Below are 23,016 nucleotides of genomic sequence, written 5' to 3'. Positions count from 1 at the left end.
CGAATCGTCCTACAGCTTCGTGTCAGGCCCAGCGTGCAGACAGCGCGACGCGCCAGGCGAAGGTCCTGACTTTACCCTATCAGTGCAGCACTTACGTATATGGCCATCTTAGACATTCTCGAATTTCCCGATCCGCGCCTGCGCACCATCGCCAAGCCGGTGACGGTCGTGGACGACGCCCTCCGCCAGCTGGTCGACGACATGTTCGAAACCATGTACGAAGCGCCGGGCATCGGGCTGGCGGCCACCCAGGTCAACGTGCACAAGCGCGTAGTGGTCATGGACCTCAGCGAAGACCGCAGCGAACCACGGGTCTTCATCAACCCGGAGCTGGAAACCCTGAGCGAGGACATGGGCCAGTACCAGGAAGGCTGCCTGTCGGTGCCCGGTTTCTACGAGAACGTCGACCGCCCGCTGCGCGTCCGGGTCAAGGCCCTGGACCGCGACGGCCAGCCCTACGAGCTGATCGCCGAAGGTCTGCTGGCGGTGTGCATCCAGCATGAGTGCGATCACCTCAACGGCAAGCTGTTCGTCGACTACCTGTCCACGCTCAAGCGCGACCGCATCAAGAAGAAACTGGAAAAGCAGCACAAGCAGAAAGCCTGATTCCGCTGCAAGCAAAGGCCCGCGAAGGGGCCTTTTGTTTTTTATCGACCGAGAAGCCCATGACCGAGCCACTGCGCATCGTTTTCGCCGGCACCCCCGAATTCGCCGCTGAACACCTCAAGGCCCTGCTGGACAGCCCCTACCAGATCGTCGCCGTGTACACCCAGCCAGATCGCCCGGCCGGACGGGGGCAAAAGCTCATGCCCAGCCCGGTCAAGCAACTGGCCGTGCAGCACGATCTGCCGGTGTTGCAGCCGCCAACCCTGCGCGACGCCGATGCCCAGGCCGAACTGGCCGCCCTCAAGCCCGACCTGATGGTAGTGGTCGCCTATGGCCTGATCCTGCCGCAGGTGGTGCTGGACATCCCGCGCCTGGGTTGCATCAACAGCCATGCCTCGCTGCTGCCGCGCTGGCGCGGTGCGGCGCCGATCCAGCGCGCGGTGCAGGCCGGCGACGCCGAGAGCGGGGTGACGGTGATGCGCATGGAAGCCGGGCTGGACACCGGCCCGATGCTGCTCAAGGCGGTCACGCCGATCAGCGCCACCGACACTGGCGGCAGCCTGCACGACCGCCTCGCCGAACTGGGCCCTTCCGCCGTACTGGAAGCCATTGCCGGCCTGGCCGACGGTTCGCTGCAAGGTGAAGTCCAGGACGACGCCCTGGCCACCTACGCCCACAAGCTCAACAAGGACGAAGCGCGCCTGGACTGGAGCCGCCCGGCTGTCGAGCTGGAGCGCCTGATCCGCGCCTTCAACCCCTGGCCGATCTGCCACAGCACTCTGGGCACAGAGGCGCTCAAGGTACTCGGTGCGCAACTGGCCGAAGGGCAGGGCGAACCTGGCACCATCCTCGAGGCCAGCAAGGACGGCCTGCTGGTCGCCTGTGGTGAACAGGCCCTGCGCCTGACCCGCCTGCAACTGCCCGGCGGCAAACCGCTGAACTTCGCCGACCTGTTCAACAGCCGCCGCGACAAGTTCGCCACCGGTACGGTGCTGGGCCAATGAATCCGCGTCTCGCCGCCGCCCGGGCGCTGGCCGCCGTATTGAGCGGCAAGGCCTCGCTGAATGGCTCGTTGCCAGGGCAGTTGGAAAAGGTCGAGCCACGCGACCGCGGCCTGACCCAGGAACTGGCGTTCGGTGCCGCGCGCTGGCAACCGCGGCTCGCAGCCTTGGCTGCCAAGCTGTTGCAGAAGCCCTTCAAGGCGGCCGATGCCGACGTCGAGGCGCTGCTGCTGATCGGCCTGTACCAGCTGTTCTACAGCCGTATTCCGGCGCATGCCGCCATCGGCGAAACCGTCGGCTGCGCCGACAAGCTCAAGAAGCCCTGGGCCAAGGGCCTGCTCAACGCTGTGCTGCGCCGCGCCCAGCGCGAAGGCGAAGCGCTGCTGAGCGAGCTGGAGCACGACCCGGTGGTGCGCACCGCCCATCCGCGCTGGCTGCAGAAGGCCCTCAAGGCCGCCTGGCCGGAGCACTGGGAGGCCATCTGCGCGGCCAACAATGCCCACCCGCCGATGATCCTGCGGGTCAACCGCCGCCACCACTCGCGTGACGCCTACCTGGGGTTGCTGAACGAGGCGGGTATCGCAGCCAGTGCCTGCACGTTCAGCCAGGACGGCATCCTGCTGGCCGAAGCCCAGGATGTGCGCGAACTGCCGGGCTTCGCCGAAGGCTGGATCAGCGTGCAAGACGAGGCCGCGCAACTGGCGGCCGAGTTGCTCGACCTTGCGCCAGGCCAGCGAGTGCTGGACGCCTGTTGCGCGCCAGGCGGCAAGACCTGCCACCTGCTCGAAGTGCAGCCCGGGCTGGGCGGTGTGCTGGGCGTGGACCTGGAAGCCAAGCGCCTGGTGCGCGTGCGCGAGAACCTCGAACGCCTGGGCCTGCAGGCCGAGCTGATCGCCGCCGATGGCCGGGATACCGCGCAGTGGTGGGACGGTAAGCCGTTCCAGCGCATCCTGCTCGACGCGCCATGCTCGGCCACCGGGGTGATCCGCCGTCACCCGGACATCAAGCTGGCCCGCCAGGCCGAGGACATCCCGGCCCTGGCCAGCCTGCAGGGCGAGCTGCTCGATGCATTGTGGCCGACCCTGGAAGTCGGCGGCATTCTGCTCTATGCCACCTGCTCGACGCTGCCGACCGAGAACACCGAGGTGATCGAGGCCTTTCTGGCGCGTACGCCAGGCGCCCGTGAACTGGACATCGCCGGCCAGCAGGGCGGCTCGGCCGCCGGTATCCGCCAGCCGCATGGTCGCCAGTTGCTGGCCCAGGAAGGCGGGCACGACGGTTTCTATTACGCCAAACTGATCAAGATCGCCGCCAGCCGAGCGCCTGCCTTATAGCGGCGGCTGGCGCGCCTTCCAGGTGAAAGCGCGCATGGGCGATCCGGATTTTCAGGAGTACAGGGTTGAAGATCATCATCCTCGGCGCAGGGCAGGTCGGCGGTACGCTGGCCGAACACCTGGCCAGCGAAGCCAACGACATTACCGTGGTCGACACCGACGGCGACCGTCTGCGCGACCTGGGCGACCGTCTGGACATCCGCACCGTGCAGGGCAAGGGCTCGTTTCCTACCGTGCTGCGCCAGGCCGGCGCCGACGATGCCGACATGCTGGTGGCGGTGACCAACAGCGACGAGGCCAACATGGTTGCCTGCCAGGTGGCCTACACGCTTTTCCACACCCCGACCAAGATCGCCCGGGTGCGTGAGTCTGCCTATCTGACCCGCGCCGAGCTGTTCGACAACGAAGCCATCCCGGTCGACGTGCTGATCAGCCCCGAACAGGTGGTCACTCACTACATCAAGCGCCTGATCGAACTGCCCGGTGCGCTGCAGGTCATCGACTTCGGCGAAGGCAAGGCCCAGCTGGTGGCCACCCGCGCCTACTACGGCGGGCCGCTGGTGGGCCAGCAACTGCGCCAGCTCAAGGCGCACATGCCCAACGTCGACACCCGGGTGGCAGCGATCTTCCGCCGCGACCGGCCGATTCTGCCCAAGGGCGACACGGTGATCGAGGCCGACGACGAAGTATTCTTCATCGCTGCCAAGGCGCACATTCGCCAGGTCATGGGCGAGATGCGGCGGCTCGATGAAAACTACAAGCGCATCGTCATCGCCGGCGGTGGCAACATCGGCGAACGCCTGGCTGAGGCCATCGAGAGCCGCTACCAGGTGAAGATCATCGAGATGAACCCGGCGCGCTGTCGCTACCTGTCGGAGAACCTCGACAGTACCGTAGTGCTGCAGGGCAGTTCGTCCGACCGCGACCTGCTGATGGAAGAGAATATCGGCGACACCGACCTGTTCCTGGCCCTGACCAACGACGACGAAGCCAACATCATGTCTTCGCTGCTGGCCAAGCGCATGGGTGCGCGCAAGGTCATGACCCTGATCAACAACCCGGCCTATGTCGACCTGGTGCAAGGCGGCGAGATCGACATCGCCGTCAGCCCGCAACTGGCGACCATCGGCACCCTGCTGGCCCACGTGCGCCGCGGCGACGTGGTCAGCGTGCACTCGCTGCGCCGCGGTGCGGCCGAAGCCATCGAGCTGGTCGCCCACGGCGACGCACGCTCCAGCAAGGTGATCGGCCGCGCCATCAAGGACATCAACCTGCCCAACGGCACCACCATCGGCGCGATCATCCGCGACGAAGAAGTGCTCATCGCCCACGACAGCACGGTGATCGAGTCAGGCGACCACGTCATCATGTTCCTGGTGGACAAGAAGTACATCCGCGATGCGGAGCGGCTATTTCAGGTGGGGCTGAGCTTTTTCTGACCGCTGCTTGCCGGCGACTTTTCATACAGCGCTTGCGGGGCTGCCTGACATCCCTAATTGCCAGGCCTCCTTATCGTTGCGTATCGTCTGCTCACATCATTAGAGAAAATGATGTACCTGATACGAATCTGGATTACTGGCTATTTGCCCGACGATCACGACGATCCTTTCATAAAGTACGAGTTGGACGTATCACCTCGTTTTAATGAACAGCTATTAGAGCTGTCAGGTCATGCCACTATCAGCGAATTGGCGATGGGTATGTGGCCTCTGACGAAAGATCAGATCCTGCAGATTGGCGAAGTTCTCCAGCAACCCCTCCCTGTTGAACTGGATTTTTTTATCAGTGTTGTACGTGATTAGAAGCTGAGGTGTTCAATCGCTTCTGCTATCTCACGCAGAAGAGTCGATAGTCATCATGTACCTATGCATCACCGGCTTTTAATACAATACAGTTCAGTTAATCGTTATGTGGCTGGGTAGGAACGGCTTTAGCCGCAATACAGTTCGCTTAAGCGGAATGTGGCCCGGTGGGAGCGGCTTTAGCCGCGAAAGCGCCAGGAAAATAACCGCATCTGCTGCGAACATGCGGTCGCTTCGCGGCTGAAGCCGCTCCTACCCGGTCTAACTGATCAGTATTAGCTTTAGCCGCAATACCGTTCGGTTAGGCGCTCTTTGGCTTTTGCTGGAGCGAGCTTGCTCGCGAACAGGTCAGCAAACCCCATGCATCTGCCGTGAACATGACGCAACCATCGCAAGCAAGCTCGCCCGACAGTCTAATTGACCAGCATTGGCTTTAGCCGCGAAAGCGCCAGGAAATTCACTGCATCTGTTGTGAACAGGCGGTCGCTTCGCGGCTGAGGCCGCTCCTACCCGGTCTAACTGATCAGTGCGGCTTCAGCCGCGAAAAGCGTCCGAGCCGAATGCTCCCACCTAGTCCGCATCAGGCTTTAGCGCCCCTTCGGCTGGACAGGGCGGTCAATACCAGCGCGCCTCTCCCGGCGGGCGTTTCTTGAAGCGTTTCATGCTCCACATGTACTGGCTGGGGTAGGCACGCACGTACTTTTCCACCACCTGGCTCATCGCGGCCGCCGAGGTTTCGGTGTCGGTGCTGTACATGGCTTCGGGGGCGGCTTCCAGTATCACCTTGTAGCCCGAGCCGTCGGGCAGGCGGATGGCGTGCAGGAATACACCGACCGCCTTGCCGCCGGCGAGCATGTTGGGCACGAACTTGCTGGTCAGCGCCACGGTGCCGCAGAAGGGCACGAAGATACCTGCCGACTCGGCCGGCTCGGGGTCGGCAGGAATACCCACCTGGCCGCCTTTGCGCACTTCCTTGATGACGCTGAGGATGCCTTCCTTGGTCGACGGCGCCACGCGATTGCCCAGTTGCACGCGCTGCTTGCGCAGCAGTTCATCCACCGCCTTGAGCTTGGGCGGGCGATAGAAAATGATCGGTTTGCACTGGCTGCAGTAGAAGTGGTTGAGCACTTCCCAGTTACCCAGGTGGCTGGTAATGCCGACCACGCCCTTGCCCGAGGCCAGCGCCTGCTGCAGCACTTCGAGGCCTTCGACCTCGCGCACCAGGTCGATGGATTTCTGCGCAGGCCAGATCCATGCGCAGGCGCTTTCGGTGAGGGTCTTGCCGATGTCCATCAGGCTACGCCCGACCAGCCGTTCGCGCTCAGCCTCGCTCAGTTCCGGGAAGCACTTGGCGAGGTTGATGCGCACCACCTCGCGAGAACGGTTGGGCAGCTTCCACATCAGCCAGCCGATGGCCGAGCCGGTGGCCTGTACGGCGCGCCAGGGCAGCATGGCGAACAGGCGCAATGCCCCGACCATCAGGGCGCCTTTGAATTTTTCCACGAATCACATCCTCATGTTCAGGGCGGGCATTGTACCTGTCAGGCGCTGAGCTGCGGATAGCGATCACAGTCGGTGGTGTGATCCATGACCATGCCGCTGGCCTGCATGAAGGCGTAGCAGATAGTCGGCCCGACGAAGGTGAAGCCGGCCTTCTTCAAGGCCTTGCTCATGGCCTGGGCCTCGGGGGTGATCGCCGGTACTTCGCTGCGGTCCTTGAAATGGTTGATCTTCGGCTCACCGCCGACGAACGACCAGAGCAGGCCGACCGGGTCGGGCAGCGCCAGCCAGGCCCGCGCGTTGGTGCGCACGGCGTTGAGCTTGAGGCGGTTGCGGATGATCGAGGCGTCCTGCATGAGCGCCTCGATCTCGTCATCGGTGAGGCGCGCGAGGCGCTCGGCATCGAAGCCGAACAGCACTTCGCGGTAGCGGGCACGGCGCTTGAGGATGGTGATCCACGACAGCCCGGCCTGGAACCCTTCGAGCAACAGCAACTCGAAGAGCCTCTGCGCATCCCTCAACGGGACACCCCATTCCTCGTCGTGATAGGCGATGTAGAGTGGATCGTCATTGCACCAAAAGCAGCGAGTCATATGGCTCCCACGGGGTCGATGCGCGGCCGAATCGGGTATACTCCCGCTCTTTCGAATCACAGCCCAGCACAGGTGAATTTTGTGAGCCAGCCTACGCCAGCCGTGCGTACCTTCCAAGACTTGATCCTCGCCCTCCAGCAATACTGGGCCGATCAAGGTTGTGTGGTGCTTCAGCCCTACGATATGGAAGTAGGCGCCGGCACTTTCCACACCGCCACGTTTCTGCGCGCCGTAGGCCCGGAAACCTGGAACGCCGCCTATGTCCAGCCAAGCCGCCGCCCCACCGACGGCCGTTATGGCGAGAACCCCAACCGCCTGCAGCACTACTACCAGTTCCAGGTGGTGCTCAAGCCCAACCCCGACAACTTCCAGGAGCTGTACCTGGGCTCGCTCAAGCACATCGGCCTGGATCCGCTGGTGCATGACGTGCGCTTCGTCGAGGACAACTGGGAATCGCCAACCCTGGGCGCCTGGGGCCTGGGCTGGGAAATCTGGCTCAACGGCATGGAAGTCTCGCAGTTCACCTACTTCCAGCAGGTCGGTGGCATCGAGTGCTACCCGGTGACCGGCGAAATCACCTATGGCCTGGAGCGCCTGGCCATGTACCAGCAGGGCGTCGACTCGGTCTACGACCTGGTCTGGGCCGACGGCCCGTTCGGCACCGTGACCTATGGCGACGTGTTCCACCAGAACGAAGTGGAGCAGTCGACCTACAACTTCGAGCATGCCAGCGTCGACAAGCTGTTCGAGCTGTTCGATTTCTACGAGGGCGAAGCCCAGCGCCTGATCGGCCTGGAGCTGCCGCTGCCAAGTTACGAGATGGTGCTCAAGGCCTCGCACACCTTCAACCTGCTCGATGCGCGCCGGGCGATCTCGGTCACCGCACGCCAGCAGTACATCCTGCGCGTGCGTACCCTGGCCCGCTCCGTGGCCCAGGCCTACCTGCAATCGCGGGCCAAGCTGGGCTTCCCGATGGCAACCCCTGATCTACGCGACGAAGTACTGGCCAAGCTGGAGGCTGCACAATGAGTGCTCAAGATTTTCTGGTCGAACTGGGCACCGAAGAACTGCCACCCAAGACCCTCAGCACCCTGGCCGACGCCTTCCTGGCCGGTATCGAGAAAGGCCTGCAGAGCGCCGGCCTGACCTACAGCGCCAGCCAGGTCTATGCGGCGCCACGCCGTCTGGCCGTGCTGGTCACCGGCCTGGCCACCCAGCAGCCGGACCGCAGCGTCAACCTCGACGGTCCGCCACGCCAGGCAGCCTTCGACGCCGAGGGCAATCCGACCCAGGCCGCCCTGGGCTTCGCCAAGAAATGCGGTGTGGAACTGGCCGAAATCGACCAGAGCGGCCCCAAACTGCGCTACGTGCAGAACATTCCGGGCAAGCCGACCACCTCGCTGCTGCCGACCATCGTCGAAGATTCGCTCAACGACCTGCCGATCGCCAAGCGCATGCGCTGGGCCGCGCGCAAGGAAGAGTTCGTGCGCCCGACCCAGTGGCTGGTGATGCTGTTCGGTGACCAGGTCGTCGATTGCACCATCCTGGCCCAGAAGGCCGGCCGTCACTCCCGTGGTCACCGCTTCCATCACCCTGAAGACGTGCGTATCAGCTCGCCGACCAGCTATGTCACCGATCTGCGCGCCGCCAGTGTGCTGGCCGACTTCAACGAGCGCCGGCTGATCATCAGCAAGCGTGTCGAAGAACTGGCCGCCCAGCAGCAAGGCACCGCCATCGTGCCGCCAGCGCTGCTCGACGAAGTGACCGGCCTGGTTGAATGGCCCGTGCCGCTGGTCTGCTCCTTCGAGGAACGCTTCCTGGACGTTCCACAGGAAGCCCTGATCACCACCATGCAGGACAACCAGAAGTATTTCTGCCTGCTGGACGCCGACGGCAAGCTGCTGCCACGCTTCATCACCGTCGCCAACATCGAGAGCAAGGACCCGGCGCAAATCATCGCTGGTAACGAAAAGGTCGTGCGCCCACGCCTGACCGACGCCGAGTTCTTCTTCAAGCAAGACAAGAAGCAGAAACTCGAAACCTTCAACGAGCGGCTGAAGAACGTCGTGTTCCAGGCCCAGCTGGGTAGCGTGTTCGACAAGGCCGAGCGGGTTTCCAAGCTGGCCGCCTTCATCGCCCCGCGCATCGGCGGTGACGCCCAGCGTGCCGCGCGTGCCGGCATCCTGTCCAAGTGCGACCTGTCCACCGAGATGGTCGGCGAGTTCCCGGAAATGCAGGGCATTGCCGGTTACTACTACGCCAAGGCCGACGGCGAGGCACAAGACGTGGCCCTGGCGCTGAACGAGCAGTACATGCCGCGCGGCGCTGGCGCTGAGCTGCCTTCGACCCTGACCGGTTCGGCTGTGGCCATTGCCGACAAGCTCGACACCCTGGTGGGTATCTTTGGCATCGGCATGCTGCCCACCGGCAGCAAGGACCCTTACGCACTGCGTCGTGCAGCCCTGGGCATCCTGCGTATCCTGATCGAGAAGCAGCTCGACCTCGACCTGATCGAGACGGTGAAATTTGCCGTCAACCAGTTCGGTGCCAAGGTCAAGGCCGCCGGCCTGGCTGAGCAGGTGCTGGAGTTCATCTTCGACCGCCTGCGTGCGCGCTACGAAGACGAAGGCATCGAAGTGGCCGTGTACCTCTCGGTGCGCGCCCTGCAACCAGGTTCGGCGCTGGATTTCGACCAGCGTGTGCAAGCCGTCCAGGCGTTCCGCAAACTGCCTCAGGCCGCCGCCCTGGCCGCCGTGAACAAGCGCGTGTCGAACCTGTTGAGCAAGGCCGAAGGCAATATCGCCCAAAGCGTCGAGCCCAAGTACTTCGACAATGCCAACGAGTTCTCCCTGTACTCGGCCATCCAACAGGCCGACCACGCCGTGCAGCCACTGGCCGCCGAGCGCAAGTACAGCGAGTCGCTGGCCCGCCTGGCGAGCCTGCGCGAGCCGGTGGATGCCTTCTTCGAGGCGGTGATGGTCAACGCCGAAGACGCCAACGTACGCGCCAACCGCTACGCGCTGCTGGCGCGCCTGCGTGGCCTGTTCCTGGGTGTGGCCGATATCTCGCTGCTGGGTTGAGGAGCGTCTGTGAAACTGCTGATTCTCGATCGTGACGGGGTGATAAACCATGACTCCGACGCCTACATCAAGTCGGTAGAGGAGTGGGTGCCCATCCCCGGTTCGATCGAGGCCATCGCGGCACTGAGCAAGGCTGGCTGGACGGTGGCGGTCGCCACCAACCAGTCCGGCATTGCCCGGGGTTACTACGACCTCGCCACTCTGGACGCCATGCACGCGCAACTGCGCAGCCTGGTCCAGGCACAAGGCGGGGAAGTGGGCCTGATCGTCTATTGCCCGCATGGCCCGGATGCCGGTTGCGAGTGCCGCAAGCCCTTGCCTGGCATGTTGCACGATATCGCCCGGCATTACGCAGCAGACCTCAAAGGCGTATGGTTCGTGGGTGACAGCAAGGGCGACCTGCAGGCGGCGCTGGCTGCCGAAGCGCAGCCCGTGTTGGTGCTGACCGGCAAGGGGCACCGCACACTGGAGGGTGGGGTGCCGGCCGGCACGCGTGTGTTCGACGACCTGGCAAGCGTGGCCAGAGAACTTATCCACAACAGTGCTCGCTGAGGCCGGCCCGGCCGCTTCCAAAGCACATGCAAAGATGGGCAGAGGCCCTTAGGTACCAGTCAGCATGTCGATCATCAAAACCCTCAGGACCATCCTCTTCTATCTGTGCCTGAGCAGCAGCGCCTTCGTATGGTGCATGCTGAGCTTCCTGGTCGCGCCGTTCCTCGGCTTCAAGGCGCGCTACCGTTTCATCAACGTCTACTGGTGCCGCTTCGCGATCCTGCTGACGCGGGTCATCCTGAACATTCAGGTGAAGGTCACCGGTGCGGAAAACATTCCCAAGACGCCCTGTGTGATCGTTTCCAATCACCAGAGCACCTGGGAAACCTTTTTCCTGTCCGCCTATTTCGAGCCCTTGAGCCAGGTGCTCAAGCGCGAACTGCTGTACGTGCCGTTCTTTGGTTGGGCCATGGCCATGCTGCGCCCCATCGCCATCGACCGTGACAACCCCAAGGCCGCCCTGAAAGAGATTGCCCGCCGTGGCGATCAACTGCTCAAGGATGGCGTCTGGGTACTGATTTTTCCTGAGGGTACTCGCGTGCCCTACGGCAAGATCGGCAAGTTCTCCCGTGGCGGTGCCGCGCTGGCGGTGAACGCCAACCTGCCGGTACTGCCGATCGCTCACAACGCCGGAAAATTCTGGCCGCGTGAAGGCTGGGGCAAAACCCCCGGCACCATCGAGTTGGTAATCGGTGAACCGATGTACGCCGAGGGTGCAGGCCCCCGCGCCATCGCTGAACTCAACGACCGAGCACAGGCCTGGAACGAAGCGACCCAGCGCGCCATGGGCTCCGCCGCTGCACCGGTGACGGGCGAGGAAAAAGTGCCTGCCTGATTTGTGGATAACCTGTGCACCAATTCTGAACAATGCGTTTTTAATCCATCTATCTTGCTGATTTCATTACTTATTTCAGAAGGCAATGAAAACCCTCAAAACGTGAATAAGTTTTTTGCATGATTAGAACCGGCTTCCCTTGAAGCCGGTTTTTTTATGCCGGTCGTATACCTTCAGCGCAGGGTCTACGCATGGGACAGGTACGTTCAATGACCAGCCGCTCTGAAGGTTGAGTCCGACACTCCAGCTACGGATCTAGCCGCTTTGGCTGCCGAATAGGCTGCCCAGTGAAAGAAGAGGGTTCACTGTTTCACGTGGAACATGCAGCTTGCTGTGCCTTGGCCTATGTGACTGACGAACCCCTGAGCAGCACGACGAGGTACTGGCGTAGGCTTGGCCATCAGCCTGATCGACCGTGCGTATCCAGGTTCTCGACGTGCGACCGGGCGTTGCTCATCACGTCGTGTTGATGCGCTGTATTGATGCCCGAGGCGCTGAGCCGCGGATAGAGAGGGGAGGGTAGCGCGGCGTCGATGGAGCGAACGTCAAATAAAAAAGGCCGACCCATCAACGGGTCGGCCTTTCAGGCTTGTACAACGGTCATTTCCGTACAGCCGATGGGCCTCTGGGCGAGACCCACAGGGCGTCAGAAGTCCAGGTTGGACACCGCCAAGGCATTGCTCTCGATGAAGTCACGTCGTGGCTCAACTGCATCACCCATCAGGGTGTTGAAGATCTGGTCAGCGGCAATGGCGTCTTCGATGGTCACTTTCAGCATCCGGCGTACGCTCGGGTCCATAGTGGTTTCCCACAGCTGATCCGGGTTCATCTCGCCCAGACCTTTATAGCGCTGGATGGTATGACGCTTGGTGCTTTCGGTCATCAGCCAGTCCAGGGCCTGCTTGAACTCGGTCACCGATTTCTTGCGTTCGCCACGTTGTACATAGGCACCTTCATCGAGCAGGGAGCTGATCTGCGCGCCCAATGCGGTGACGGTCTTGTAGTCGTTGCTACCGAAGAAGTCACGGTTGAAGGTGACGTAGCTCGACAGACCGTGCGATACCAACTCGACTTCCGGCAGCCAGATGTTGCGCTCGCGGTCTTCACGCAGGCTGACCTTGTACACAAGACCCGACTTCTCGCTGGAACGCAGACGCGCCTCGAACTGCGCCAACCAGGCCTGCATGGCCTCATGATCGGAAAGCTGATCGAGGCTGACCGCCGGCAGGTATACGAAGTGCTCGGTAAGTTCCTGTGGATACAAACGCGACAGACGCTTGAGGGTCTTCATCACAGTGCGGAATTCATTCACCAGGCGTTCCAGGGACTCACCGGAAATACCGGGAGCGGATTCGCTCAGGTGCAGGCTGGCGTCTTCCAGGGCCGACTGGGTCATGTACTCTTCCATGGCCTCGTCGTCCTTGATGTACTGCTCCTGCTTGCCTTTCTTGACCTTGTACAGCGGCGGCTGGGCAATGTAGACATAACCGCGCTCGATCAACTCAGGCAGCTGACGGAAGAAGAAGGTCAGAAGCAGGGTACGGATGTGCGAACCGTCGACGTCAGCATCGGTCATGATGATGATGTTGTGATAGCGCAGCTTGTCGATGTTGTACTCTTCACGACCGATGCCGCAGCCCAGTGCGGTGATCAGCGTGCCGACTTCCTGGGAAGAGATCATCTTGTCAAAGCGGGCTTTCTCGACGTTGAGGATCTTGCCCTTGAGCGGAAGGATCGCCTGGGTTCTGCGGTTACGGCCTTGCTTGGCCGAGCCACCCGCAGAGTCACCCTCCACCAGGTACAGTTCGGAGAGGGCAGGGTCCTTCTCTTGGCAGTCCGCCAGTTTGCCCGGTAGGCCGGCAATATCCAGAGCGCCTTTGCGGCGGGTCATTTCCCGAGCCTTGCGCGCTGCTTCACGGGCACGTGCCGCGTCGAGCATCTTGCCCACGACCGCCTTGGCTTCGTTGGGGTTCTCCAACAGGAAGTCGGAGAAGTACTTGCCCATTTCCTGCTCCACCGCTGTCTTCACTTCAGAAGACACCAGCTTGTCTTTGGTCTGGGAGCTGAACTTCGGATCCGGCACTTTCACCGAGATGATCGCGGTCAGGCCTTCACGGGCATCGTCACCCGTCGTAGTGACCTTGTGCTTCTTAGCCAGGCCTTCCTGTTCGATGTAGTTGTTCAGGTTACGCGTCAGGGCAGAGCGGAAGCCCACCAGGTGCGTACCACCATCGCGCTGCGGAATGTTGTTAGTGAAGCACAACAGGTTTTCGTTGAAGCTGTCGTTCCACTGCAGGGCGATTTCTACACCCACGCCGTCGTCACGCTGGACGTTGAAATGGAAGACCTGGTTCACCGTGCTCTTGTTGGTGTTGAGGTATTCGACGAAGGCACGCAGACCCCCTTCGTACTTGAACATCTCTTCCTTACCGGTGCGCTCGTCCTTGAGGAGGATGCCGACGCCGGAGTTGAGGAAGGACAGCTCACGAATCCGCTTGGCCAGGATGTCCCAGCTGAAGTGGATGTTCTTGAATGTCTCAGCCGATGGCTTGAAGTGAATCTGCGTACCGGTGGTTTCGCTGTCGCCGACGATCTTCATCGGCTCTTGGGGAACGCCGTGGACATAGGTCTGTTCCCAGATCTTGCCACTGCGGCGTACGGTCAACTGCAGCTGCTCGGACAGCGCGTTCACTACGGACACACCCACACCGTGCAGACCGCCGGACACCTTGTACGAGTTGTCGTCGAATTTACCGCCGGCGTGCAGCACGGTCATGATGACCTCGGCTGCCGAAACGCCTTCTTCTTTATGCACATCGACCGGAATGCCGCGACCGTTGTCGCGGACAGTGATGGATTCATCCGGATGAATGATCACGCTGATGTCGTCGCAGTGACCTGCCAGCGCTTCGTCGATCGAGTTATCCACGACCTCGAACACCATGTGGTGCAGACCGCTGCCATCGTCCGTATCGCCGATGTACATCCCGGGACGTTTGCGTACGGCATCCAGTCCTTTCAACACCTTGATGCTGGAGGAGTCGTACGTTTGGTTTTCGCTCATGCAATCACTCCCGATGGTCGTGGGTCTGGGTGATACGGCCTTGTTCCACGTGGAACAAGGCAACTGGCGTTTCCGTTTGCCAGCCTTCGCTCAATAATTCGTGGTCTACACAGGTGATGAACACCTGGCAGCGTAAGTCTTCAAGCAAGCGGCACAGCGCTCGACGATGCAACTCATCCAGTTCGGACGGCAAATCGTCCACCAAGTAAATGCATTGGCCACGTCGCGCTTGACTGACCAAATGCCCCTGGGCGATTCGCAATGCACAGACCACCAGCTTCTGCTGGCCACGGGAAAGAATATCCGCGGCATTGTGGCTGGCGAACCTGAGACGCAGATCCGCACGTTGAGGTCCGGCTTGGGTATGGCCCATCTGCTGATCGCGGGGCAGGGAGGTGGCGAGCACATCGCTCAGCTCCTTCTCCTTGTCCCAGCCTCGGTAGTAGCTGAGGGTCAGGCCTTCGAGCTCGACCAGTTCGCTCAGGGTCTTCTCGAAGACCGGCTTGAGCAGCTTGATATAGGCTCGTCGGAACTCGTCGATGTCGTTACTGGCCAGGCACAATTCTCGGTCCCAGGCCGCTTGCGAAGCGCCGTCAAGTGTACCACGCCGCAGCCACGAGTTACGCTGCCGCAGGGCTTTCTGCAAGCGCTGCCAAGTGGCCATGAAGCGAGGTTCCACGTGGAACACACCCCAGTCGAGAAACTGCCGACGAATCTTCGGCGCGCCTTCAAGCAGGCGGAAACTGTCCGGGTTGATCAGCTGCAACGGCAAGGTTTCGGCCAACTGGGCCGTGCTGCGAGCATTCTGACCGTCGATACGAATCTGGAACTCCCCTTGCCGATCCCGCGAGATACCGAGGTTACTATGCCCACCTTCAGCCAGTTCCACCTGGCCGAATACGGTGCAGTCCGGCTTTTCATACTGGATGACTGGCAGCAGCCGTGTACTGCGGAACGAACGCGCCAAGCCCAGGAGATGGATGGCTTCCAGCACGCTGGTTTTGCCACTGCCATTGGCACCGTAAAGAATGTTGATACGCGGGGAGGGGGAAAAGGTCACCGGGTGCAGATTGCGCACCCCGGTGACCGAGACGCGACTGAGAGACATCAGCTCGTGCTATGGGCAGGTTACAGACGCATCGGCATGACAACGTAGGCCGAGTCATCGTTATCGGACTCCTGCAGCAGCGCACTGCTGTTGGAGTCGGAAAGGATCAGACGCACCTGCTCGGTAGTCATCACTCCCAGCACGTCCAGCAGATAGCTGACGTTGAAACCGATTTCCAGGGAGCTGCCGTTGTACTCGACGCTGATTTCTTCCTCGGCCTCTTCCTGCTCAGGGTTGTTGGCCTGGATCTTCAGCTGACCGGCCGCCAGTTGCAGACGGATGCCGCGATACTTCTCGTTGGAAAGGATCGCAGTGCGGCTGAACGCTTCACGCAGCGCCTGACGATCACCGAGCACCAGCTTGTCACCGCCCTTGGGCAGTACGCGCTCGTAGTCCGGGAACTTGCCGTCGACCAGCTTGGAGGTGAAAGTGAATTCGCCGGTGGTGGCACGGATGTGATGCTGACCCAGGACGATGCTGACAATGCCGTCCTGTTCGGTGAGCAGGCGGGCCATTTCGAGGATGCCCTTGCGTGGCACGATGACCTGATGGCGCTCGGCCTGGCCGATCTCCGCTGCCATGGAGCACATGGCAAGACGGTGACCGTCGGTGGCCACGGCACGCAGCACACCGGTGCTGACTTCCAGCAGCATGCCGTTGAGGTAGTAGCGCACGTCCTGCTGGGCCATGGCGAAGCTGGTGCGTTCGATCAGGCGACGCAGCTTGCTTTGCACCAGGTCGAAGGTCAGCGAGCCCGGACCTTCCTCGACAGCCGGGAAGTCATTGGCGGGCAATGTGGACAAGGTGAAACGGCTACGGCCGGCCTTGACCAACAACTTGCTGTCTTCGACCTTGACGTCGATCAGCACGTCGTTGGGCAGGCTCTTGCAGATGTCCATCAGCTTACGTGCCGGAACGGTGATCTCGCCAGGCTCGGCAGGCTCCTCCAGCTGAACACGACCAACCAGTTCTACTTCAAGGTCGGTACCGGTGAGCGACAGTTGCTGGCCTTCGACGACCAGGAGCACGTTGGAAAGCACCGGCAGGGTCTGGCGGCGTTCGACCACGCCGGCAACCAGCTGCAGGGGTTTCAACAAGGCTTCGCGTTGAATGGTGAAATGCATGGTCTAGTCCCTTGCCTCGAAAAATTGCACTGGCGTCATCATGTGGTCAGCGTGCGCAGCAGGTTCTTGTAATCCTCACGGATATCCGCATCGGATTCCTTGAGCTCATTGATCTTGCGGCAGGCGTGCAACACGGTGGTGTGGTCACGTCCGCCAAACACATCGCCGATTTCCGGCAGGCTGTGGTTGGTCAGCTCCTTGGACAGAGCCATCGCCACCTGGCGGGGACGGGCGACCGAACGGGAGCGGCGTTTGGACAACAGATCGGAGATCTTGATCTTGTAGTACTCAGCCACAGTACGCTGGATGTTATCCACACTCACCAGCTTGTCCTGCAGGGCCAGCAGGTCCTTGAGCGACTCACGGATCAGCTCGATGGTGATGTCCCGGCCCATGAAGTGCGAGTGGGCGATAACCCGCTTGAGCGCACCTTCCAGCTCACGAACGTTGGAGCGAATACGCTGGGCGATGAAGAACGCCGCGTCGTGCGGCAGTTCGACCTTCGCCTGGTCGGCCTTCTTCATCAGAATCGCGACACGGGTTTCCAGTTCCGGCGGCTCCACCGCCACGGTGAGGCCCCAGCCGAAGCGGGACTTCAGGCGCTCTTCCAGGCCTTCGATTTCCTTGGGGTAGCGGTCGCTGGTGAGGATTACCTGCTGACCACCTTCGAGCAAGGCGTTGAAGGTGTGGAAAAACTCCTCCTGCGAACGCTCCTTGCGGGCGAAGAACTGAATGTCGTCGATCAGCAGTGCATCAACCGAACGGTAGAAGCGTTTGAACTCGTTGATCGCATTGAGCTGCAGGGCCTTGACCATGTCTGCGACGAAGCGTTCCGAATGCAGGTACACCACCTTGGCATTGGGGTTCTTCTTCAGCAGGTGGTTACCCACAGCGTGCATCAAGTGAGTCTTACCCAAGCCAACGCCACCATAAAGGAACAGCGGGTTGTAACCATGCTTGGGATTGTCTGCGACCTGCCAGGCCGCAGCGCGCGCGAGCTGGTTGGACTTACCTTCGACGAAATTCTCGAAGGTGAAGGTGCGGTTCAGGTAACTGGTGTGTTTCAACGCACCTTCGACCTGGACCGTGCGTTGTTCGGTGCGCACAGGAGCCTGCTGGCTGGCAGCACCGGCCATCGGGTCAAAGCTGTCGCGCGACGGCTCATCCAGTGTCTGCTCGGTGACCGTTGGGCTGCTGGTCGCAACGGCCGAGCTTTCGGCACTGGGTGGACTCGCCGGCGCGGCGGGCGCTTCGACCGGTGCCTGTGCCTGCTGAGATGCGGCGGCAGCGGCCGCTGCCGGCAGAGGCGCATTCGGCGCCGCACGTGGAGCCGAGCTGCGTCGGCTGCCTATTAATAAGGAAAGCGCCGGCGCCATGCCCTGGCCCTGCTCGCCAAGCAGCTCGAGCAGGCGGCCCAGGTACTTCTCGTTGACCCAGTCGAGTACGAAACGATTCGGTGCGTAGACGCGCAGCTCGCCGCCTTCGGCTTCGACCTGTAGCGGACGGATCCAGGTGTTGAATTGCTGGGCAGGCAGCTCATCGCGCAAAAGCTCCACGCACTGCTGCCAAAGTTCCACTGACACGGATATCCCCTGAGTTGAGAGCCGCTGAGGCAAAAAACATCCGCCATTGTAACGATCACTCCGTGACTTATCCACATGTAGGCGTGCCAGAAGCGGGAAGAAATCGCTTGATTTTCACTCAACAAGGCGACGGACGGGCATCCGTGAGCTTTGTGGATAACTGCCTCTCAGCTCTTTGCATAACTCGGGGTGCCAGCCTGTGGGTAACCTGCCTGTGGATAAAGATCTATTGCATGCACAGCTTGTACGCGGGTGCGGCACAGCCAAAGCACCGTTTTTCGACAGAGTTATGATTCTCTATACAGCCCGGAATAGAGGGGCTAATGAAGGTTATCCACAGATGGATCGCTACACAGTCTTAACAAGCTTTTCAGAAAAGCTTTATATAGGTCCTTTTCTGTTTCTATAGCGAAGCGGCCAACTGGAAGCGATGACGGATGCCTGCTGGCAACTCTTGATACCCAAGGAAATGAATAGAAGGAAAAGCTGGTTGGAAATTGACCTGTACGCTTGCTTTCTCTAGAATCGCCGGTCTCTTAAAACGGGGCCATTCCGGCCTGTAGTGGACAAACCAGGTAACACGCCATGAAACGTACTTTCCAACCCAGCACTATCAAGCGCGCCCGCACCCACGGTTTCCGCGCCCGTATGGCCACCAAGAACGGCCGTCAGGTCCTGTCGCGTCGTCGTGCCAAAGGCCGTAAGCGTCTGGCCATCTGATTTATTCGGCAAAGGTGGTGAGTCGGGACTTCGGTCGGGAAAAGCGTCTGCTTACTCCCCGACATTTCAAGGCTGTCTTTGACTCTCCTACCGCCAAGGTCCCGGGGAAGAATCTCCTGATCCTGGCGCGTGACAACAGTCTGGATCACCCCCGCCTGGGGTTCGTGATCGGAAAGAAGAGCGTCAAGCTCTCTGTTGAACGTAATCGCTTGAAACGCCTGATTCGCGAATCGTTTCGCCTTCACCAGGACAGCCTGGCAGGGTGGGATATCGTGATCGTCGCGCGTAAAGGCATGGCTGATCCTGACAATCCGGAACTGATCCAGCACTTCGGCAAGCTCTGGAAGCGTCTGGCGCGCAGCCGGCCCGTTGCCACAGGCAAAACCGAATCTGCAGAGGTGGACAGTCCAGATGCGTAAACTGGCCCTCGTTCCGATCCAGTTTTACCGCTATGCCATCAGTCCACTGATGGCCAGTCACTGCCGTTTCTACCCCAGTTGCTCCTGCTACGCCTATGAAGCCATCGATAATCATGGTCTTCTGCGCGGCGGCTGGCTGACCCTGAGACGCCTGGGTCGCTGTCATCCGTGGAACCCCGGCGGTTATGACCCGGTTCCACCCGTTTCCCAATCCCGCTCTTCTTCGATGGCCGAGTAATCATGGATATTAAACGCACGATCCTGATCGGCGCCCTGGCAATCGTGACCTACGTCGGCGTTCTGAAATGGAACGAAGACTACGGCCAGGCTGCCCTGCCGAAACAGACTGTTGCTGCTACCACCACCGCGACCGACGTACCGGCCGCCGGCAGCACTTCCGCCAATGCGGATGTACCCGCCGCGCCCGGCACTGCACCGGCGCCTGTGGAAACTCCGGTTGCAGTCAGCAAGGACCTGATCAAGGTCAAGACCGACGTACTGGAACTGGCCATCGACCCGGTGGGCGGTGACGTCGTTCAACTGCGTCTGCCGCTGTACCCTCGTCGCCAGGACGTACCAGATGTGCCGTTCCAGCTGTTCGATAACGGCAGCGAACGCGTTTTCCTGGCCCAGAGCGGCCTGACCGGGACCAACGGCCCCGATGCACGGTCCACCGGTCGTCCGGTTTACACTTCGACACAGAAAAGTTATCAACTGGCCGACGGTCAGAACCAACTGGTCGTAGAGCTGAAGTACTCGGACAACGGCGTCAACTACACCAAGCGCTTCACCTTCAAGCGCGGCCTGTACGACCTGGACGTTCGCTACGTTGTGGATAACCAGAGCGGCCAGACCTGGTCGGGTAACCTGTTCGGCCAGCTTAAGCGCGACGCCAGCTCTGACCCGTCGTCCACCACCGCCACGGGTACCGCCACCTACCTGGGTGCCGCCCTGTGGACACCTTCGGAGCCTTACAAGAAGGTCTCCATGAAGGACATGGACAAGGGCCAACTGCGTGAAAACGTGCAAGGCGGCTGGATCGCCTGGCTGCAGCACTACTTCGTGACCGCCTGGATCCCGAACCACGATGTCAGCAATGCCGTGCAGACCCGCAAGGACAGCCAGGGCAACTACATCATCGGCTTCACCAGCCCGGCGCTGAACGTGGCACCTGGCGCCCAGGGTGAAACCGGCGCGCTGCTGTACGCCGGCCCGAAAAGCCAGGCCGTGCTGAAAGAGTTGTCCCCAGGCCTGGAACTGACCGTCGACTACGGCGTGTTGTGGTTCATTGCCCAGCCGATCTTCTGGCTGCTGCAACATATCCACAGCGTACTGGGTAACTGGGGCTGGTCGATCATCGTTCTGACCATGATCATCAAGGGTCTGTTCTTCCCGCTCTCCGCTGCCAGCTACAAGTCCATGGCGCGCATGCGTGCCGTAGCACCGAAGCTGACCGCGCTGAAAGAGCAGTATGGTGACGATCGCCAGAAGATGTCCCAGGCGATGATGGAGCTGTACAAGAAAGAGAAGATCAACCCGCTGGGTGGCTGCCTGCCGATCCTGGTGCAGATGCCAGTGTTCCTGGCCCTGTACTGGGTACTGCTGGAAAGCGTGGAAATGCGCCAGGCACCTTGGATCCTGTGGATTACCGACCTGTCGATCAAGGATCCGTTCTTCATCCTGCCGATCATCATGGGCGCGACCATGTTCATCCAGCAGCGTCTGAACCCAACACCTCCGGATCCGATGCAGGCCAAGGTCATGAAGATGATGCCGATCATTTTCACCTTCTTCTTCCTGTGGTTCCCGGCAGGTCTGGTGCTGTACTGGGTAGTCAACAACACCCTGTCGATCCTCCAGCAGGCCTACATCACTCGCAAGATCGAAGCGGCTACGGCTATCAAGAAGTAAGTCTCTTGATCTAACCTGAGCCTGTTTCACAAGACGCCCCCTTACCGGGGCGTTTTGCTATCTGTCCGTTTTCCAGGAGTCGCCATGAACGCCCCGCGCGAAACCATCGCTGCCATCGCCACCGCTCAGGGACGCGGAGGGGTCGGCATCGTGCGTATTTCCGGCCCGCTGGCCGCCAAGGCTGCGCAAGCCATCACGGGTCGCGAACTCAAGCCGCGCTACGCCCATTACGGCCCGTTCGAAGACGAGCAGGGCCTGGTTCTCGACGAAGGTATCGCGCTGTTCTTCCCCGGCCCCAACTCCTTTACCGGTGAAGATGTACTTGAGCTGCAAGGGCACGGCGGGCCGGTGGTTCTCGATATGCTGCTGCAGCGCTGTGTACAACTGGGTTGCCGCCTGGCACGCCCGGGTGAATTCAGTGAACGGGCGTTCCTCAACGACAAGCTCGACCTGGCCCAGGCCGAAGCGATCGCCGACCTTATCGAAGCCAGCTCGGCACAAGCGGCTCGCAATGCTCTGCGCTCGCTGCAGGGCGCGTTCTCCCAGCGTGTGGATAACCTCACCGAGCTGTTGATCGGCCTGCGTATGTATGTCGAGGCCGCCATCGATTTCCCGGAAGAGGAAATCGATTTCCTCGCCGATGGTGTCGTGCTGGGCAAGCTCGACCAGGTTCGCGACATGTTATCCACAGTACTGCGCGAGGCAGGGCAGGGTGCGCTGCTGCGTGACGGTATGACCGTGGTCATCGCCGGGCGGCCCAACGCCGGCAAATCCAGCCTGCTCAACGCCCTGGCCGGACGCGAGGCAGCGATCGTCACCGATATCGCCGGCACCACACGGGATGTGCTGCGCGAACATATCCACATCGATGGCATGCCCTTGCATGTGGTCGACACTGCCGGGCTGCGCGACACCCTCGATCAGGTCGAGCTGATCGGCGTACAACGCGCGCTGAAGGCCATTGGCGAAGCGGATCGTGTTCTGTTGGTGGTTGACGCCACGGCGCCCGAGGCTTGCGATCCATTCGCGCTGTGGCCGGAGTTTCTCGAGCAGCGTCCCGACCCGGCCAAGGTCACGCTGATCCGCAACAAGGCCGATCTGAGCGGCGAGCATATCGGCATGCAGACCAGCGCCGACGGCCACGTGACCATCAGCCTGAGCGCCAAGGCGGGCGGCGAGGGTCTGGAACTGCTGCGCGATCATCTGAAGGCCTGCATGGGTTATCAACAGACTTCGGAAAGCAGCTTCAGCGCCCGACGCCGCCACATCGAGGCACTTAACCGGGCCAGTGGTTTCCTCGAGCACGGCCGCTCACAGCTGACCCTGGCCGGCGCCGGCGAGCTGCTGGCTGAGGACCTGCGCCTGGCTCAACAGGCCCTGGGGGAAATCACCGGTGCATTCAGCCCCGACGACCTGCTGGGTCGAATCTTCTCCAGCTTCTGTATCGGTAAATAGCGCTTAACGGCCCCGCGGAGGACGTCCTTTGCTTATCCACAGCTCGTCCGTCCAGGGGGCCTAAAGCGCAGCTAGGCGCTTTCTGGCTTCATATGAGCGGCTTCGGCCAAGTCATTCACCGCCTCTGCTGTGAACAAGTGGTCGCTTAAGCGGCATGTGGCCCGGTAGGAGCGGCTTTAGCCGCGAAAGCGCCAGAAAATTCACTGCATCTGTTGTGAACATGCGGTCACTTCGCGGCTGAAGCCGCTCCTACCCGGTCTAACCCATTTGGCCGCGAAAGAGTAGCAGAGCCGCGCTTTCGCTGCGCAATGTGGCTGTCCACAGCCTGC

General features: G+C 61.2%; 20 protein-coding genes. 14 read left to right on the top strand and 6 right to left on the bottom strand.

The window, feature by feature from the left end:
• The first annotated feature begins 99 nt into the window (after window positions 1-99).
• The 5 genes from def to RRX38_RS25070 all read left to right on the top strand — a co-directional run bounded on the left by def (window position 100) and on the right by RRX38_RS25070 (window position 4,743).
• Entirely contained in the window at window positions 100-606 is a 507-nt protein-coding gene (gene def / locus RRX38_RS16190) for a peptide deformylase (RefSeq protein WP_295472001.1), read from the top strand.
• 59 nt (window positions 607-665) lie between these two features.
• A complete protein-coding gene (gene fmt / locus RRX38_RS16185) occupies window positions 666-1,610 on the top strand; it encodes a methionyl-tRNA formyltransferase (RefSeq protein ID WP_315959907.1) in 945 nt (314 codons plus the stop codon).
• Window positions 1,607-2,941: a 16S rRNA (cytosine(967)-C(5))-methyltransferase RsmB gene (gene rsmB / locus RRX38_RS16180; RefSeq protein ID WP_315959906.1), complete on the top strand. Its 1,335-nt coding sequence runs from the start codon at window positions 1,607-1,609 to the stop codon at window positions 2,939-2,941. The genes fmt and rsmB overlap by 4 nt, the downstream gene beginning before the upstream one ends.
• A 65-nt stretch (window positions 2,942-3,006) precedes the next feature.
• Window positions 3,007-4,380, top strand: coding sequence for a Trk system potassium transporter TrkA (gene trkA, locus RRX38_RS16175; RefSeq protein ID WP_295471996.1), 1,374 nt, complete (start codon window positions 3,007-3,009; stop codon window positions 4,378-4,380).
• A 108-nt stretch (window positions 4,381-4,488) separates the two neighbouring features.
• Entirely contained in the window at window positions 4,489-4,743 is a 255-nt protein-coding gene (locus tag RRX38_RS25070; RefSeq protein ID WP_410524912.1) for a pyocin S6 family toxin immunity protein, read from the top strand.
• Window positions 4,744-5,358: 615 nt separating this feature from the next.
• On the opposite strand, the gene RRX38_RS16170 is transcribed toward RRX38_RS25070, so the two are convergent.
• On the bottom strand, window positions 5,359-6,246 hold the full coding sequence (locus RRX38_RS16170) for a lysophospholipid acyltransferase (protein WP_315959905.1): 888 nt from the start codon (window positions 6,244-6,246) through the stop codon (window positions 5,359-5,361).
• Between the two features lie 38 nt (window positions 6,247-6,284).
• Window positions 6,285-6,836: a DNA-3-methyladenine glycosylase I gene (locus RRX38_RS16165; protein WP_315959904.1), complete on the bottom strand. Its 552-nt coding sequence runs from the start codon at window positions 6,834-6,836 to the stop codon at window positions 6,285-6,287.
• A gap of 81 nt (window positions 6,837-6,917) precedes the next feature.
• Here RRX38_RS16165 and glyQ point away from each other — a divergent pair, with 81 nt between their 5' ends.
• The 4 genes from glyQ to RRX38_RS16145 all read left to right on the top strand — a co-directional run bounded on the left by glyQ (window position 6,918) and on the right by RRX38_RS16145 (window position 11,303).
• Window positions 6,918-7,865: a glycine--tRNA ligase subunit alpha gene (glyQ, locus tag RRX38_RS16160; RefSeq protein WP_315959903.1), complete on the top strand. Its 948-nt coding sequence runs from the start codon at window positions 6,918-6,920 to the stop codon at window positions 7,863-7,865.
• Window positions 7,862-9,916 (top strand): glycine--tRNA ligase subunit beta, encoded by a 2,055-nt coding sequence (glyS, locus tag RRX38_RS16155; protein ID WP_295471986.1) that lies wholly within the window; start codon window positions 7,862-7,864, stop codon window positions 9,914-9,916. Before glyQ ends, glyS begins: the two co-directional genes overlap by 4 nt.
• Window positions 9,917-9,925: 9 nt before the next feature.
• Window positions 9,926-10,468, top strand: a complete 543-nt coding sequence (gmhB, locus tag RRX38_RS16150) for a D-glycero-beta-D-manno-heptose 1,7-bisphosphate 7-phosphatase (protein ID WP_315959902.1) — start codon at window positions 9,926-9,928, stop codon at window positions 10,466-10,468.
• 64 nt (window positions 10,469-10,532) lie between these two features.
• On the top strand, window positions 10,533-11,303 hold the full coding sequence (locus tag RRX38_RS16145) for a lysophospholipid acyltransferase family protein (RefSeq protein WP_315959901.1): 771 nt from the start codon (window positions 10,533-10,535) through the stop codon (window positions 11,301-11,303).
• Between the two features lie 646 nt (window positions 11,304-11,949).
• Here RRX38_RS16145 and gyrB read toward each other — a convergent pair.
• From gyrB to dnaA, 4 genes are read right to left on the bottom strand one after another with little or no spacing between them, the layout of a single operon-like run.
• Entirely contained in the window at window positions 11,950-14,367 is a 2,418-nt protein-coding gene (gene gyrB, locus RRX38_RS16140; RefSeq protein ID WP_295471979.1) for a DNA topoisomerase (ATP-hydrolyzing) subunit B, read from the bottom strand.
• A 4-nt stretch (window positions 14,368-14,371) separates the two neighbouring features.
• Window positions 14,372-15,475 carry a DNA replication/repair protein RecF gene (recF, locus tag RRX38_RS16135; protein WP_295471978.1) on the bottom strand — a complete coding sequence of 368 codons (1,104 nt, stop codon included), beginning with the start codon at window positions 15,473-15,475 and terminating at the stop codon, window positions 14,372-14,374.
• Between the two features lie 20 nt (window positions 15,476-15,495).
• On the bottom strand, window positions 15,496-16,599 hold the full coding sequence (dnaN, locus tag RRX38_RS16130) for a DNA polymerase III subunit beta (protein WP_295471976.1): 1,104 nt from the start codon (window positions 16,597-16,599) through the stop codon (window positions 15,496-15,498).
• Window positions 16,600-16,637: 38 nt separating this feature from the next.
• Window positions 16,638-18,182 (bottom strand): chromosomal replication initiator protein DnaA, encoded by a 1,545-nt coding sequence (gene dnaA / locus RRX38_RS16125; protein ID WP_295471974.1) that lies wholly within the window; start codon window positions 18,180-18,182, stop codon window positions 16,638-16,640.
• Window positions 18,183-18,767: 585 nt separating this feature from the next.
• On the opposite strand from dnaA, the gene rpmH reads away from it, so the two are divergent.
• The 5 genes from rpmH (at window position 18,768) to mnmE (ending at window position 22,687) form a co-directional block, all read left to right on the top strand.
• Window positions 18,768-18,902, top strand: a complete 135-nt coding sequence (gene rpmH / locus RRX38_RS16120; protein ID WP_295471972.1) for a 50S ribosomal protein L34 — start codon at window positions 18,768-18,770, stop codon at window positions 18,900-18,902.
• A gap of 17 nt (window positions 18,903-18,919) precedes the next feature.
• Complete coding sequence (rnpA, locus tag RRX38_RS16115; RefSeq protein ID WP_295471971.1) at window positions 18,920-19,321, top strand: ribonuclease P protein component; 402 nt, start codon at window positions 18,920-18,922, stop codon at window positions 19,319-19,321.
• Complete coding sequence (gene yidD, locus RRX38_RS16110) at window positions 19,314-19,559, top strand: membrane protein insertion efficiency factor YidD (RefSeq protein WP_295471968.1); 246 nt, start codon at window positions 19,314-19,316, stop codon at window positions 19,557-19,559. Before rnpA ends, yidD begins: the two co-directional genes overlap by 8 nt.
• Window positions 19,560-19,561: 2 nt before the next feature.
• Entirely contained in the window at window positions 19,562-21,232 is a 1,671-nt protein-coding gene (gene yidC, locus RRX38_RS16105) for a membrane protein insertase YidC (RefSeq protein WP_315959900.1), read from the top strand.
• 84 nt (window positions 21,233-21,316) lie between these two features.
• Window positions 21,317-22,687 (top strand): tRNA uridine-5-carboxymethylaminomethyl(34) synthesis GTPase MnmE, encoded by a 1,371-nt coding sequence (mnmE, locus tag RRX38_RS16100; RefSeq protein ID WP_315959899.1) that lies wholly within the window; start codon window positions 21,317-21,319, stop codon window positions 22,685-22,687.
• The last annotated feature ends 329 nt before the right edge of the window (window positions 22,688-23,016 follow it).

Origin of the sequence: Pseudomonas sp. DTU_2021_1001937_2_SI_NGA_ILE_001 (assembly GCF_032463525.1) — a bacterium.
Taxonomy (GTDB): Bacteria; Pseudomonadota; Gammaproteobacteria; order Pseudomonadales; family Pseudomonadaceae; genus Aquipseudomonas.
Note: the sequence above shows the minus strand (reverse complement) of the source record. Positions and strands in the feature narration are given on the sequence as shown.